The sequence below is a fragment of the bacterium genome (assembly GCA_037128595.1).
GTDB lineage: Bacteria > Verrucomicrobiota > Kiritimatiellia > CAIKKV01 > CAITUY01 > JAABPW01.
Window position 1 is genome coordinate 182,524 of record JBAXWB010000004.1, and the last position, 15,442, is coordinate 197,965.

Annotated in this window: 12 protein-coding genes; 6 read left to right on the plus strand and 6 right to left on the minus strand. The window is 56.8% G+C overall.

Annotated elements, in window-relative coordinates:
* Position 1: 1 nt before the first annotated feature.
* Genes rseP through WCS52_03730 form a run of 5 tightly spaced genes read right to left on the minus strand, consistent with a single transcriptional unit; the run spans position 2 to position 5,560 of the window.
* Positions 2–1,441: an RIP metalloprotease RseP gene (gene rseP / locus WCS52_03710; protein MEI6166278.1), complete on the minus strand. Its 1,440-nt coding sequence runs from the start codon at positions 1,439–1,441 to the stop codon at positions 2–4.
* Between the two features lie 4 nt (positions 1,442–1,445).
* Positions 1,446–2,618, minus strand: a complete 1,173-nt coding sequence (locus tag WCS52_03715) for a 1-deoxy-D-xylulose-5-phosphate reductoisomerase (protein MEI6166279.1) — start codon at positions 2,616–2,618, stop codon at positions 1,446–1,448.
* 4 nt (positions 2,619–2,622) lie between these two features.
* Positions 2,623–3,543, minus strand: a complete 921-nt coding sequence (locus WCS52_03720) for a phosphatidate cytidylyltransferase (protein ID MEI6166280.1) — start codon at positions 3,541–3,543, stop codon at positions 2,623–2,625.
* On the minus strand, positions 3,540–4,277 hold the full coding sequence (locus tag WCS52_03725; GenBank protein MEI6166281.1) for an isoprenyl transferase: 738 nt from the start codon (positions 4,275–4,277) through the stop codon (positions 3,540–3,542). Before WCS52_03725 ends, WCS52_03720 begins: the two co-directional genes overlap by 4 nt.
* Positions 4,278–4,282: 5 nt before the next feature.
* The gene (locus WCS52_03730; protein MEI6166282.1) at positions 4,283–5,560 is read right to left on the minus strand and encodes an adenylosuccinate synthase; all 1,278 of its coding nucleotides are present in this window, start codon (positions 5,558–5,560) and stop codon (positions 4,283–4,285) included.
* A 176-nt stretch (positions 5,561–5,736) separates the two neighbouring features.
* Between WCS52_03730 and WCS52_03735 the strand changes: the two genes are divergently transcribed.
* From WCS52_03735 to WCS52_03760, 6 genes are all read left to right on the plus strand, one after another.
* Complete coding sequence (locus WCS52_03735) at positions 5,737–8,427, plus strand: type I restriction-modification enzyme R subunit C-terminal domain-containing protein (protein ID MEI6166283.1); 2,691 nt, start codon at positions 5,737–5,739, stop codon at positions 8,425–8,427.
* Positions 8,428–8,455: 28 nt separating this feature from the next.
* Positions 8,456–9,904, plus strand: a complete 1,449-nt coding sequence (locus WCS52_03740; GenBank protein MEI6166284.1) for an N-6 DNA methylase — start codon at positions 8,456–8,458, stop codon at positions 9,902–9,904.
* Positions 9,901–11,142 carry a PDDEXK nuclease domain-containing protein gene (locus tag WCS52_03745; GenBank protein MEI6166285.1) on the plus strand — a complete coding sequence of 414 codons (1,242 nt, stop codon included), beginning with the start codon at positions 9,901–9,903 and terminating at the stop codon, positions 11,140–11,142. The genes WCS52_03740 and WCS52_03745 overlap by 4 nt, the downstream gene beginning before the upstream one ends.
* 115 nt (positions 11,143–11,257) lie before the next feature.
* Positions 11,258–12,709: a restriction endonuclease subunit S gene (locus tag WCS52_03750; GenBank protein MEI6166286.1), complete on the plus strand. Its 1,452-nt coding sequence runs from the start codon at positions 11,258–11,260 to the stop codon at positions 12,707–12,709.
* A 47-nt stretch (positions 12,710–12,756) separates the two neighbouring features.
* A complete protein-coding gene (locus WCS52_03755) occupies positions 12,757–14,571 on the plus strand; it encodes a M48 family metallopeptidase (GenBank protein MEI6166287.1) in 1,815 nt (604 codons plus the stop codon).
* 112 nt (positions 14,572–14,683) lie between these two features.
* The gene (locus WCS52_03760) at positions 14,684–14,947 is read left to right on the plus strand and encodes a hypothetical protein (protein ID MEI6166288.1); all 264 of its coding nucleotides are present in this window, start codon (positions 14,684–14,686) and stop codon (positions 14,945–14,947) included.
* 278 nt (positions 14,948–15,225) lie between these two features.
* Here the strand turns inward: WCS52_03760 and WCS52_03765 are convergent.
* Positions 15,226–15,442: hypothetical protein (locus tag WCS52_03765; protein ID MEI6166289.1), on the minus strand; the 217-nt coding region annotated here is incomplete at its 5' end.

The following is a 15,442-nucleotide window of genomic DNA, read 5'->3' on the forward strand; positions in this document are numbered from 1 at the left end:
ATTATTTGGCAGGTTCGGCGGGCGTATTGGTGACGGTGGCCGGCATATTGGTCGTGACGGCCGGCTTGCCATTCATCCATTTGTCGATTTTTCCGCCGATGGCCGTGTAACGGTAGGTGTCGCGCCCCGTCAGGAAGACAAAGAGCACGATCAGCAGGATGGCAAACAGGTTGGTCAGTCCGATAATGATTTTCGAGTGCAGCGGACGGCGGAAAATCATTTCCCACAGGGAGAAGACGATATGGCCGCCATCCAGCACGGGGATGGGCAGCAGGTTGATGATCGCCAGGTTGACGTTCAGGAAGCTGGTGAAGAAGACCGCAATCATGAAGCTCAGTTTCACCACATAATAATAGGCGATCAGAATGGCCAGCGGGCCACCGATCTGCTTGGCCGTATTGCCCGCCTGACCGGGGATCGTCAGGGCATGCAACGTCTGGAAGATGGCGGTCGAATGGAAGTGAATCTGGGACCAGGGGGAGGGATGAACGATCTTGTTGATGTCCACATCCACCTGCTTCGGGTTGAACTCGATGCCGATGCGGATCCGCTCCGTGGTCGGGTCGTAATCGGGGGTGACCAGGGTGGTCAGCGTCTTACCATCCCGTAAATAGGCCATGGAAACGGTTTTTCCTTTGTAACCCTGCATGAGGCTGATGAGGTGGGCCGGGCTGAAGATCTTCTGGCCATCAAACTCGCTCAGCAGGTCGCCCCGTTGAAACCCCGCCTTGGCGGCGCTCATTCCGGGCGTCACGTTGAACACCATGCAGAGTCCTTTGCTGTCGATCTTGCCGAGGGAGTCTGAGCCGGGCAGGACCAGGGTCAGCTTCTCCGAGACGCGTTGAACCCCGACGGTGGCGACCGTATATCGCGAGGAGGTCATCAGGAAGTCCACCCAGTTTTTGACCGGCTTGCCGTTCACGGACAGGATTTCATCGCCACAGCGCAGGCCATTGGTGTAGGCCTCGCTGGAAAGTGCCACATAGCCGACGACCGAGGTTTCTTCGGCCACGGAGGCCGGCTTGCCGAAGAGATACACGCCCCAGGCGAGAATAAAGGCAAAGACCATATTGCCTGCGGCGCCGGCAATCGAGACGATGATGCGTTTCCAGGGCGCAATCGTGGGCAGCACCCGGGCGGGTTCCTTTTTATCGGCATCTGAGGGAGCGGCAGTCCCGGCCTCGGTCTCCCCTTGAATCAGGCTCATGCCGGTGGGATCCAGCTGGGGCAGGGCCACATAGCCACCCAGGGGAATGGCGCAAATTTTGTAAACCACGTCCTTGTGTTTCCGCTGCCAGATGGCGGGGCCGAACCCGATCGAGAAGACATCCACGGTCAGGCCGAAGTAACGGGCGGCGAGGAAATGGCCCAGTTCATGCACGAAGATGGAGAGGCCGAATAAAATGGCGACAATGGCAATGGTCAAAATGGCAGTGATCATGGGGTCAGGCTTTCTTTCGTCTGGCGGCGATCAGGCAGAGGCGTTTCGCTTCCTGTCGGCTCCAGTGGTCGGTTGCGTTAATCTGGTCCAAAGTGGGTTGGGCAATGACGGTGTGGCGGCTCATGACGGCTTCCACCGTATGCCAGATGCCCGCGAAGGTGATCTGGTTGTCCAGAAACGCCTGCACGGCGATTTCATTGGCGGCATTCAGCACGCAGGGCATGGTTCCGCCCGTGATGGCCGCCTGGCGGGCGAGGCCGAGGCAGGGGAATCGCGTCAGGTCGGGCGTGTCGAAATGCAGGGCACCCAAGGTGGCGAAGTCGAGCCGGGGCAGGTGGCCATCCTCGCGGTCCGGCCAGGTCAGGGCATGCTGGATGGCAAAACGCATGTCCGGCGGACTGAGCTGGGCCAGAATGCTGCCATCCACAAATTCGACCATCGAGTGGATGATGCTTTCGGGATGGATCACGACATCAATGCGGTCGTAGGGAATCCCGAAGAGCCAGTGGGCCTCCATGATTTCCAGCCCCTTATTCATCAGGGTGGCTGAATCAATGCTCACCTTGGGCCCCATGTTCCAGCGGGGATGTTTCAGCGCCTGGGCCGCGGTCACCTTGTCGAAATCAATGGCGCGGTTCGCGCCGAACGGACCGCCGGAGGCGGTGAGAATCAGCCGGCGGATAGAGGAGGCCGGCTTGCCTTCCAGGCATTGGAAAATGGCACTGTGTTCGCTATCCACGGGCAGCAGGCGGGCTTTGTTGCGCCGGGCGCACTCCATGACCATGCTGCCGGCCGCCACCAGAACCTCCTTGGTCGCAATGGCGACGTCGGTTCCCTGTTTCAGGGCGGCCAGGACCGGCTTCAACCCCGCCATTCCCACCATGGCACAGAGGACAAGATCGGCGTCCGGCAGTGCCGCCAAGGTTTCCACCCCGGACTCGCCGCTATACAGCCGGATATTCCGCGGGCTGTTTTGCCGGGTGGCTGCGGCCACGTCCGGATCGGCAATGGCCACATGCTTGATCTTGAATTCCGCCGATTGCTCCAGAAGCCGGCTGGCACTGGTATTTGAGGCGATCCCGATAATCTTGAGGCGGGAGGGAAGGGCCGCCGCCACGCGAATGGCATTTTCACCAATAGACCCGGTACTGCCCAGAATGACGATTTTCTTTTTCATGAGATCAGGTGACGTTACCAAACCAGCGCAGATAGAAATAGAGCGCCGGGGCCGCGAACAGCAGACTGTCGAGGACATCCAGAATCCCGCCCATGCCGGGTAAAACACATCCGGAATCCTTGAGCCCGGCGGAGCGCTTCAGCAGCGATTCCACCAGATCCCCGATCACCCCGATGGCCGCCAGGAAGGCGCCCAGGAAGAGAGCGTGCCCGAAGGTAATGGACAGGCGACCAAAGCCGGCCGTCGAAGTTTCCGGCGTCGGATTGTGCCATAGCCAGAAGAGAGTCAGGCTGGCGACGATGCCGGCGATGAATCCGCCGGCCAGCCCTTCCCAGGTCTTTCCGGGTGAGATGCGCGGGAACATTTTGTGGCGCCCGCAGGTGCTGCCCACGAGATAGGCCCCCACATCGGAGGCTTTGACCACGACGATGAGATAGAGGATCAGGGCCCGGGCGGTGGGGCTGAAGGGGGCATTCCAGGCCGTGGGCGTCCAGCGGAAGCACAGATGCAGCATGAACATCAGCATGAGGGGGATATACACCAGGCCGAGCATGGTGCAGGCAATGGTCGGGAGCGGTTGGGGATTTTCCTTCTGGGGAAATTGCCTGACGAAAATGATGAAGACAATCAGGGTGACCACCATGCCCGGTAATTCCCGCCAGGCCTCGGGCGCGGCGGCGCCGATGATCACGCTGACATTCAGGCTGACATAGGCGGAGGCCAGGATCGCCAGCCCGGCCACAATACCGATGTTTCTGAAGGCCGGGATGTTACTGTTCTTTTGGATATTATAAAATTCAAGCAGCGCCAGCACGGCCAGCGCCATGAGAATGACCACGCCCGCAATAGAGGGGAGCTTGAACAGGAGCAGGCCGCAGGAACCAAGGAGCAGGATCGCACTGAAAATCCGGCGAAGGAATGTCATACCAGCCCCCCATACCGACGGTGCCGCCGGGAATATTCTTCAACTGCCTTGACCATGTGCTCTTCCCGGAAATCCGGCCAGAGGGTGTCCGTGATATAGAGTTCGGAATAGGAAAGTTGCCAGAGCAGGAAATTGCTGATCCGCATTTCACCGCTCGTGCGGATCATCAGGTCGGGATCCGGGATATCCGGGGCATACAGGTTCGCGGCAATGGCGGCTTCGTCAATGGCGTCGGGATCAAGTTCGCCCGCTTTCACCTTGCGGGCCAGCGCCTGGGCGGCGTGCGCGATTTCCGTACGCCCCCCATAGCTCAGGGCCAACACCAGGGTGGCGTCCTTGTAATGTTCCGTGACGCGCATGGCCTCATTCAATTCGCGGCGGACCGATTTGGGCAGGTCGCTGAGCCGTCCGATAGCACGGAGCCGGACTTTATTCTCGTGCAGCTCGCGCACCTCGTTCCGGAGGAATTTCTTGAGCAGGTTCATCAAGGCTTCAATTTCCGGTTTGGGTCGGTTCCAGTTCTCCACGCTGAACGCATAGAGCGTGAGGTAGCGGATGCCCAGTTTCCGGCAGGCCCGGATGGCGACGCGGACCGATTCGGTGCCTTTTTCATGCCCCTTCGACCGGATCAGGCCACGCTGCTGGGCCCAGCGCCCGTTGCCATCCATGATGATGGCCACGTGCGTCGGGGTTTTCCCGGGTTCGGCGGGTGCTGGTGATGACGCAGTTGACATAAAGGTCAGATGGCGACGCGGAAGGTGCTATGCCGTTTGGGACTCACCGACAGGACGCCCATGGGGACGCCGCTGATATCACAGAGCGCCTGGACGTATTCCTTGGCCTTGACCGGAAGCTCATCGTACGATTTGATGCCGCTTGTGGGTGCCAGCCAGCCCGGGAATTCCTTGTAGACCGGCTTGCAGCGCTCGAGGGTGGAGATGCAGGCGGGAACGGTCTCATAGCGCTGGCCATCGCATTCATAGGCCACACAGATCTTGATCGTCTCCATCTCGTCCAGGACGTCGAGTTTGGTAATGGCCCAGTAATCCACGCCATTGACCATGGCGGAATACCGTGCGACCACGGCATCAAACCAGCCGCACCGGCGGGGACGCCCGGTGGTGGCCCCGAATTCACGACCCCGCTTACGGAGCCCTTCACCAACGTCATCCAGCAACTCCGTGGGGAAGGGGCCTTCACCCACACGGGTGGTGTAGGCCTTGATCACTCCCAACACCCGTTCCACCGCGCGCGGCGGCAGGCCGGTGCCGACGCAGGCGCCGCCACTGGTAGGGTTGGAGGAGGTCACAAACGGATAGGTGCCGAAATCGATGTCCAGCATCGTGCCCTGCGCGCCTTCGAAGAGGATCTCCTTTTTCGCCTTATAGGCCTCATTCAGGAGTTTGACCGTGTCGGTGATATAAGGGGCCAGGAAGGTGGCGGCGGCCCGTACTTCGGTCAACACCTTCTGGATATCGAGCGTGGGGGCGCCCAAGGCGGCCAGTTGCTCGTTTTTCTCAGCCAGCCGCTCGGTGAGCCGGACTTCCAGGTTCTTGTCCAGCAGGTCGCCCATCCGGATGCCCGAACGCGTCGCCTTGTCGGAATAAGCCGGGCCGATCCCGCGCTGGGTGGTGCCGATCTTGGAGCCGGCGGCGAGCCGGTTCTCACGGGCGGCATCCAGTGCCTTGTGGTAGGGAATCACCGCGTGGGCCCGGTCACTGACATGCAGCCGGCCGGCGGTCTTGATGCCACGCTTCTCAAGTTCCTGGATCTCGTGGACCAGGGCGGTGGGGTCAATGACGAGCCCGTTGCCGATGACGCAGGTTTTATCAGGATAGAGGATTCCCGAGGGGACCAGGTGCAGAACATACCGTTCGGCACCGATCTCAATGGTATGCCCCGCATTGCTGCCGCCCTGATAGCGGACGACCACATCGGCATCCAGACTTAAAAAATCGACAATCTTCCCTTTTCCCTCGTCACCCCACTGGGCTCCAATCAACAATGTATTCGGCATGCAGTCATCCTTTCAGTTCACGGCGAATGAAGGCGGAGGTATATCAAAAAGATATTGGGTCAGCAAGTAATGATCCGCGAATCTGTGTCCGATTTACGGGTTGGTAGGTACCCTTGTTTCGCTAAAAGAAAGAAGAATCGCTTTTTGTCGGATGCATTACTATCTTTGACCGATCCATGAAGGCTGACAAGCAGAACGAATTCGAGTGGCAGACCCGCAAGACGAGGATTGATCCTAAACTCGTCGCCCTGGGCTGGACCCTGGTTCGCTGGACCCCTGGACTGGTTCTCGCCAAGCTGACCTTCCATGCCGTCGCCGAATACCCTACCGCTAACGGCCCTGCTGACTATGCCTTGTTTGTAGACGGGCAACTGCTCGGGATCATTGAGGCCAAGAAACTGACCCTTGGCCCCCAAAACGTTCTCACTCAGGCTGAACGCTACTCCCGCGGGGCGGACCGGGCGTTCGACTTTCACGGCTTCCACGTCCCCTTCCTCTATTCAACCAATGGCGAGGTCATCTGGTTTCACGATATCCGCCATGAATTCAGCCGGTCCCGACGGGTTGCCGATTTCCACATGCCGTCCGCCCTGCGTGAACTGATGACTCGCGACATTGAGACGGCGGCGACCAGTCTTGCGGCGATCACCCCGTGGCATCCTCGCTTACGGCCCTATCAGGTCGATGCCTGCAAGGCGATGGAGCTGGCCATTGTGAATCGCAAACGGCAAATGCTGGTCGCCATGGCGACCGGAACCGGCAAGACCTTTACCCTGGTAAATGAGGTCTATCGCCTCATGAAGTCCGGCGCCGGCCGTCGGATTCTTTTTCTGGTGGACCGGCGGGCGCTCGCCGCGCAGGCCGTACGCGCCTTTGCCTCCTATGAACCCGAACCGGGCCTGAAGTTCGACCAAATTTACGAGGTCTACAGTCAGCGTTTCCAGCGCGAGGATTTTGAAGAGGACGAGCCTTTCGACCCCAAAGTCCTGCCGGCCTCCTATCTAAAGGACCCCAAACCCGGCCACGCCTTTGTTTATGTCTGCACCATCCAGCGCATGACAATCAACCTGTTTGGCCGTCAGGCCGTCTTCGGGATGGGGGACGAGGATACGGATGACGACGCCGAGCCGCTTCCCATTCCCATCCATGCGTTCGATGTCATCGTTGCAGACGAGTGCCACCGCGGCTACAGCACGGCTGAAATCTCCATCTGGCGCGACACGCTTGACCATTTTGATGCCGTGAAGATCGGACTCACTGCCACCCCTGCGGCACATACCAAGGCCTATTTCAAGGATGTGGTTTACCGCTACGAATACGAACGCGCCGTCCGGGAAGGTTTTCTGGTGGACTACGATGCCGTGCGTATCAAATCCAACGTCCGCATGAAGGGGATCTTTCTTCAGGAAGGCGAACAGGTCGGCCTGGTGGATACCGAGACCGGCCTGGAGAAAATGGATGCCCTTGAGGATGAGCGCGAATTCGCAACCACCGAAATCGAGCAGAAGATTACCGCGCCGGATTCCAATGAGAAAATCGTTGAGGAGCTGCGGAAATACGCCGACCAACATGAACAGGAATTCAAGCGTTTCCCGAAGATGCTCATTTTCGCCGCCAACGATCTCCCGCACACGTCCCATGCTGACCAATTGGTTGATATCTGCCGCGATGTTTTCGGGCGTGGCGATGCCTTTGTGCAGAAGATCACCGGTCGCGTGGATCGCCCCCTGCAACGGATTCGTGAGTTCCGCAACCGGCCCAACCCCGGCATTGTGGTTTCGGTGGACATGCTCTCGACTGGTGTGGATATTCCGGACCTGGAGTTCATCGTTATGTTGCGCCCGGTCAAGTCCCGTATCCTGTTCGAGCAGATGCTCGGACGCGGTACCCGCAAAGGCGAGCGCTTTCCGGATAAATCCCATTTCACAGTTTTTGACTGCTTTGATGGCACGCTTCTGGAGTATTTCCGCAAGGCCACGGCGATTACGGCCGAGCCGCCGGACAAACCGAGTCGCTCCATCTCGGAAATCATCGAGGATATCTGGGCCAATCGGGACCGTCCGTACAACATCCGTTGTCTGGTCAAACGATTGCAGCGGATCGATAAGGAGATGGCCGGTGAGGCACGGGAACTCTTCGCGCGGTTTATTCCCGATGGGGACATGATGCGCTATGCGAGCGAACTCGCCGCCCGGCTATCGTCAGATTTCGCGGGTGCCATGAAATTGCTTAAGGATAAGGATTTTCAGAATTTGCTCAAAGACTATCCCCGCCGGAAGCGCGTGTTCTATGTCGCCCATGCGGTAGAAGACAAGGTCGAATCCGAACGGCTCGTGCGAGACGCGGCTGGCGTAGAATGGAAGCCTGAGGATTATCTGACGGCCTTTGCCCGCTTCGTTCAGGAAAACGAAGCACAGGTCGAAGCCATTCGCATTCTCCTTAACCGCCCGAAAGAGTGGGGGACGGATGCGCTGGTTGAGTTACGACAGACACTTGCCACTGCCCCCCAGCGTTTTACCGTTGAGAACCTGCAACAGGTTCATGCCGTTCGCTATCATAAGGCGCTGGTGGATATCATCTCGATGGTCAAGCATGCGGTGCGGGAACAGGAACCGTTGCTCACAGCGACTGAACGTGTGGAACGTGCTCTGACCAAGATCACCAAGGGACAGAAATTCAAGCCCACCCAACAGCGCTGGCTGGACCGGATCCGCCAACACCTGGTCACAAACCTGACCATCGACCGCGAAGACTTCGATGCCTTGCCAATCTTTACCCGCGATGGCGGTTGGGCTGTGGCCGACCGGACCTTCGATGGCAAACTTAAAAAGCTCATATCAGAATTAAACAGCGCTATTGCCGCCTAACTTTTCGCACGTGAAGGATGGATAATCTATGTCGGATGTTGTTCAAAAACTTTGGGGATTTTGCCACACGCTACGTCATGACGGTATCGGGTATACCGAGTACGTCGAGCAACTTACCTACCTGCTCTTCCTGAAGATGGCCGATGAAAAGGGGATTAATCTCAGTAAACTCACCATTGAAGACGGCGGTAAGAAAAAGACTGTCAACTGCTCCTGGCCCACACTCCGCGACGCGACCGGTACAGGTATCCTGGACAACTACTTGGACATCCTCCGCTCCCTCGGCAAACAGCCGGGTATTCTGGGTGATATCTTTGCCGGTGCCCAATCCCGCTTCACCAAACCGGTCAGCCTGAAGACCCTCATCAATCAGATCGACCAGACCGAGTGGACCGAATTGAATGTGGATGTGAAGGCCGATGCCTATGAAGGCCTGCTTGAGAAGGCCGCCAGCGAAGGCAAAAAAGGGGCAGGGCAGATGTTCACCCCGCGCGTCCTGATCCAGTCCATTGTCCACTGCATGAAGCCCGACCCCCGGACCCACAAGGACTTCACCATCTGTGATCCCGCCTGCGGCACCGGCGGTTTTCTGGTCGTAGCCTACGAATGGCTGGTCAAGGAGACCAAGGGTGGGGCCATGGACCGGGACATCGTCAAGCGGGTCCGCGGCAAGACCTACTTCGGGCAGGACATCGACCGCACACCGCGGCGGTTAGCGTTGATGAATCTCTTTCTCCACCAGATTGAGCCCCATATTAAACTGGGCGACACGATCTATGAGCCCGTTGATGGACAGCGCCACGATGTCGTGCTGACCAATCCCCCCTTTGGCACCCGCGGTGCGAATCAGGCGCCCGACCGCGATGACTTCACGGTCACCACCTCGAACAAGCAACTCAACTTTCTCCAGCACGTCATGACCATTCTCAAGCCCGGTGGCCGTGCGGCGGTGGTGTTGCCAGACAACTGCCTGTTTGCCGACCAGGCCGGCGAGGTCTTCAAGTTACTCACCGAGGACTGCGTTTTGCATACCGTCCTGCGTCTGCCGCGCGGCACGTTCACGCCGTATAGCACCGGCGTCAAGGCTAACGTCATTTTCTTTACCAAAGGTTACGCGACTGAGAACGTCTGGATTTATGATGCCCGCACAAATGTCCCCGGCATAACCAAGAAAGACCGGCCCCTTACCTCAGAGCACTTTGCTGAATTCGGAAAATACTATGGGGGTGATCCCAATGGACGATCCAAGCGAAAGGAGTCCGAACGCTTCCATAAGTTTTCCATCGCCGAGGTCAAGGCCAAGGACTTCAAGCTCGATGGGTTCAAGTGGCTCAAGGATGAGGACATTGAAGACAGCGATGAACTCCCCGAACCCGAAGAACTTGCCACCGATGCCATCGCCGCATTGGAAGGCGCCGTCGTAAAATTGAAAGCTGTTTTGGCCGCCCTTGAAAAAACAGGTGGGGCAGAAAAATGACCGCAAAGCAAAAGCCTCTCATCTACAAGGCCGGCAAACCCAAGCCCCGTTCTTTTCGCGAAACCAGTGACGGCCCTTCCATGACACCGCCAGCCACCGGCCTTCTCCCCGCCGGTTACGGGCCATTTCTCGCCGACCTCAAATCCCGTATCCGTTCCGCCCAGATCCGAGCTTCCTTGGCTTCGAACCGGGAGATGATCCAATTGTACTGGGACATTGGCAAGGACATCGCCGTACGGCAAGCAGCCGACGGATGGGGTGCGGCTGTGGTTGATCAGTTGGCTGTTGATCTGAGCCGGGAATTCACGGGAATTGAAGGGTTTTCCAGAACCAATCTGTATCGAATGAGATCGTTCTATATTGCTTGGGCAGAGGTAGTTATAAATGTCCCACAACCTGTGGGACAAATTCTCCCACAACTTGTGGGAGATTTGAAAACCGCAAATGTCGCACAGCCTGTGCGACAAATAGGCGACGCAATTCTGCCACAGGTTGTGGCAGATTTACCATGGGGCCAGAATATCACCCTTCTTGAGAAGGTCGCCGACTATGCCGAACGCCTTTGGTATGCCAACATGGCCTTCGAAAACGGCTGGAGTCGTAGCATTCTGACGCTCCAAATCGAATCCGACTTATTCCACCGCCAGGGCAAAGCGATCACCAATTTCGCGGCCACGCTCCCGCCGCCGCAATCGGACTTGGCGCAGCAAATTGTGAAAGATCCATACACTTTCGATTTTCTCACCCTTACCGATCCGGCTCGGGAGCGGGAAGTTGAGGAACAGCTTGTAGGCCATGTGGCCAAGCTCCTGCTGGAGATGGGGGCGGGGTTCGCATTTGTCGGACGTCAGTTCCACCTAGAAGTCGCCGAGAAGGATTACTACCTTGACCTCCTCTTCTACCACACGCGATTGCACTGCTACGTGGTGGTTGAACTCAAAGCGGGCGAATTCAAGCCGGAATACGCCGGCAAACTCAACTTCTACCTTTCGGCGGCCGACGACCATATCCGCCAGGCAGAGGACAAACCGACCATCGGCCTGCTTTTATGCCGCCAGAAAGACAAGATCGAGGTCGAATACGCCCTGCGCGACATGCGCAAGCCGATCGGCGTTGCCGAATGGCAAACCAAACTCGTCCGTCGCCTACCAATCGACCTGCGGCCAAGCCTACCCACCGTCAAAGAAATCGAAACCGCCCTTGCATCCCTCACCGACAACCAAGGGGCGGGAAAATGAAGCGCCAATTTCCAACAGTGTATTCCCCTTTTCTGGAGGGACGGGCTCCGTCCCGACCAATTGTGCAACGCCCCGTTGCACAATTATGTTTACATAACGAAATGGATACACGGTCATGACCCGGCGCACCAAACAACATCAGCCCGGTGCATCTACTGAGTCACCCTCCGCTGATCTACCAGAGGGGTGGGCTGAGGCAATGATGGGTGACATCTCCACTGTGATAGGAGGTGGCACACCTGCGGCTCATGACCCCAGCAATTTCACTGATCGCGGCTACCCATGGTTAACTCCTGCAGATCTAAGTGGATTTGAAGGAACCTATATCACTCGCGGTCGACGCGATCTTACGGAAAAAGGGCTTGCAGGAAGTTCCGCACGCCTCATGCCCGCGGGCACCGTGCTCATGTCCAGCCGTGCTCCGATAGGCTATGTCGCCATTGCGGCGAATGAGTTGTGCACAAATCAGGGATTCAAAAATTTCGTCCTTGCGCCTGGAATCGAGCCGCGGTACGTCTTTTACTGGCTAAAGTTTAAGCGTGATGACATTGAAGAAATGGGTAGTGGATCCACTTTTGTTGAAATATCCGGATCGCGTTGCAAAGAGATACCGATCACTCTCCCTCCACTCGCCGAACAGAAACGGATAGTCGCGAAGGTAGAGGAGTTGCTGGCTCGGGTAAATGTGGCACGTGAGCGCCTGGCCGAGGTCCCAGCCATCCTCAAACGTTTCCGCCAATCCGTCCTCGCCGCAGCGTGTTCTGGGCGGTTGACAGAAGATTGGCGGGAAATGCACCCGAAGGTTGTCGCTTCAATTAGCGAAATCAGAATGCCCGATGCAGGCACCCTGCCCGAGATACCTGAAACATGGCGATGGTGCTGTTTTAGCCAATTGTTGACCGAATTTCGTAATGGCATATCAACAAAGCCTAATATCGATCCTCCCGGACATGCGATACTCCGAATTAGTGCCGTACGTGCGATGAAAGTGTATCTCGACGATTTTCGTTATCTTGCTTCTAAGGATGCAAATGTGGAGACGTATCGTCTTATCGATGGGGATTTATTATTTACCAGATACAATGGCAGTATTGACCTTCTTGGTGTTTGTGGAATGGTGCGTGGTTTGGGGGATCACATTCTGCTTTATCCAGACAAGTTGATGCGAGCTCGTGTGCTGACGAAATTAGTTCTGCCAGAATACTGTCAAATATTCTTTAGCGAAATGTCTGCGCGACGAAGAATGGTAGGTGAGTCCAAGTCATCTGCAGGTCAACAGGGGATAGCCGGATCGGATGTGAAAAATCAATATTTTGTACTCCCATCTCTTCCCGAACAGCGAGAAATCGTCCGTCGTGTCGATCGCCTCTTCACCCTCACCGATACCATCGAGAAGCAGGTGGCGGTTGGGACCGCGTGGGCTGAAAAGTTAACTCAGGCGATCCTAGCTAAGGCCTTCCGCGGCGAACTGGCCCCGCAAGACCCGAACGATGAACCCGCCTCAGTTCTGCTCGATCGCATCCGCTGTGACCGCGAAAAAGATGCTAAGAAGTCGAAAGCCAGGTAGGGCATGCGCTTATATATACGTAACGCAGATATTTGAAAGGCGATCCGATGAGCATTTTCGATATGATCATTCTGGCTGTGGGGGTGTGGGGCCTGGGCCTTGTACTGATGTTCATCATAGGAAAGGTGCTTTCACGAGCCACCCTTGTGTCCATAGAGCGCGATGATCCGAATGAAGCGATCTCAGAAAGATCACGCCGGCTTCGCATGGTCTATCGACGCGTGGTCACGCTGGCCGGAATGTACTGGTATATTTCGCTGCCATTTGTGGCGATGATAATCGTGGGGGTTGCCATTGCCATTATTTATGCCTTTATTTCGCTCGGCCACGTGCCTGTCTATTACGTGATAGTTCTTGTGGTGGGGACGGTGATTAGTCTCAATGCCATGGTTCGGTCACTCTTGATCCGTAACAGGAAAGAGGCAGCCCCCGGACGCGCCATCTTGGAAGCGGAGGCCCCTGGACTCTGGCAAATGACCCGTGAGGTCGCCGGCGCCGTTGGGACGCGTCCCATCGATGAGATTTGGTTGACGCCGGGTACGGATCTGGCGGTTTTCGAGCGGGGGAGTACGGGTCAGCGTATGAAGGACCTAGCCCCCCGTGCGTTGATCATTGGGGCAGGAGTCCTTGAGGGGTTTGAACAGGGTGCGTTTCGGGCGGTGCTTGCGCATGAATATGGTCATTTCGCCCACCGTGATACCGCTGGTGGAGAGATTGCGCTTCGTGTGACAAATGGCATGATGATGTTCGCGATTTCTATTGGGGAAGCCGGGTACGCCGTCTGGTGGAATCTGGCCTTCCAATTCCTTCGACTCTACCATCTGCTGTTCCGCCGGATCAGCCATGGGGCTACCCGGCTGCAGGAGGTCCTCGCCGATCGGGTGGCGGTCCATCACTATGGCCTCGAGGCTTTCCAAAATGGACTCACGCATATCGTCCGGCGGTCGATTCGTTTTGAGAAATGGGCCGACGATGAGATCAGGCAGGCGGTTGACCAGAAGCGATACTTATCAAATCTCTACTCACTCCCGGATTCCACCGACCACGCTGTCATGGCTGACTTGGAACAGCAAGTATCCCAAAAAATTGAGATGCCGACTTCAGAGGATAATACGCACCCAAGTCCACGGGATCGATTCAAACTTGGCCAGCGTATCCGCTCAGCCTGCGCTTACCAGGCTGACGGATTTGTGTGGGATCTTTTCCATGATCGAGTGGCCATCACGGCCGAGATGACCGCCGTTATTGCTCAGCGCATTGCTCAGCAGACATCCGCTCCCGTCGCGGCAAGGGTCGTGACAAATGTTCCTGACGCCAATGAAACCGCTGTGACCTCGCCAGAAGAAACGGTGGAACCTGACAGAGATGCAGCGCGGATCAGGGCAGAGATCGAGCTGAAAAGTCAGCAGCTTGCGGCTCTTCTGACGGAGCTCGCACCACTAAAATCGCGCCGGAATAAACTTAACATTATGGCACTAACCGGAGGGGCTTTGGCGGGGGCCCTTTTTGCTTTTCTGATCGTTCCGGAAGCCGTCGTCATTGGCTTGCTGCTGGGTATGGGGTGCGGTTATTTTGCGACCCGCCTGTACTACCTGTTGAACTCCGCGCAAAGAGACATTTCGGCGCGGTTGAATGCGGAAAAGATACTCAAAGACGAACTTGCCCGTATTTACGCGAATGTCGGTCCCCGTCATGAAAGAATGGCCGCGTCCGGCACAAAACTCCCTGTCCATCCACCCCAATCTGATGATGCAGTACTCCAGTGTCCATCGTGTGGAACGAGCTATCGCCCCCGTGACTATCGTTCGGACCTCGAACGAATATACTGTTCAGGGTGCAAGGCCGAGTTGCCAAGGAGTTGATAATAGCGCGGCAGGTGTTGCGTGTGGGCTCTCAAAAGGTACCCGTGGCAGATCATTGTCCCGAGGAGCCCACGGATTGACTCAACCATCAATATGTGACACACTGTGACACATGAAATCAATCAGCATACGTGAGCTCCATGAAAAAACAGGCGCCTGGGTGCGTCAGGCGGCTCATTATGGGGAAATCGAAGTCACGGATCACGGCAAGACTGTGGCGAGAATCCTGCCGCAGGTTCATGAACCGGAAGTACCGTACTTCGCCCGCCGCAAATTTACCCCGGCTTTTCGTAAGCTGATGCAGAGCGGGAAATTGCAAGGGGGGACCGACAGTACGGCCATCATCTCGGATGATCGAGATCGGCCTATTATATGATTTATCTGGACACCAGTTATATCGTGCGTTTGTATCTTGAGGATCCGGGATGGGAGCGGGTTCGTGAACTGGCTTCTACTGAATTGGTAGCCTGTTCTCTCCATGGCCGCACGGAAGCTATTTCCACGTTTCATCGCAAACTACGTGAAGGTGTTTTCACTACAAATCATTTCCATCAGCTTTTGGAGCAGTTCGAATTAGACTGCGAAAAGGGGGGATTCCGCTGGTTATCCCTTTCAATGGCTGTTACGGCAAGGGTGAGCCGAGGCTACAAGTCCCTACCCAAAACCGTTTTTCTGAGCTCGGCAGATGCGGTGCATCTGGCGTGTGCGTCCGAGAACGGCTTCAAAGAGATTTACTCCAATGACCAGCGACTTCTTGCCGCCGCCGTACACTTTGGCATCAAAGGGGTTAACGTTCTCTGATGCCGACGGCTGAAGTTTGGAGTGCGGCGGCTTGACCTGCGCTTGTCCCTTAAATTCACGCACCGTGTTC